At 61.8% G+C, this 272-nt stretch carries 1 protein-coding gene; it reads left to right on the top strand.

Annotated features, from left to right (window positions below; translation table 11 throughout):
* On the top strand, nt 1–272 hold a 272-nt coding region (locus tag HU762_RS26575; protein WP_186641892.1), incomplete at both ends, for an RHS repeat domain-containing protein.

The raw sequence follows: 272 nt of genomic DNA, 5'->3' as shown, positions 1-272 counted from the left end.
CGACTCGGCGCGGCTGTTGCTGACGGAAATCGAGAACGAGTCCGGTGAAAAATATCAGCTGGACTACACGCCCAACGGACTGATCCGACAGGAAACCGGCTTCGACGGCCAACGCACCGGCTACGCCTACGACCTCAACGGCCACCTGCTGGAAAAGACCGAATTCGGCGCCGACGGTAGCCAGCGGGTCACCGCTTACCAAAGGGATTCTGCAGGACGCCTGCTGCGCAAGACCTTGCCCGACGGCACGACCGTCGATTACCGCTACGACG

It is taken from the genome of Pseudomonas sp. SWRI92, from assembly GCF_014268685.1.
Taxonomy (GTDB): domain Bacteria; phylum Pseudomonadota; class Gammaproteobacteria; order Pseudomonadales; family Pseudomonadaceae; genus Aquipseudomonas; species Aquipseudomonas marvdashtae.
Note: the sequence above shows the minus strand (reverse complement) of the source record. Positions and strands in the feature narration are given on the sequence as shown.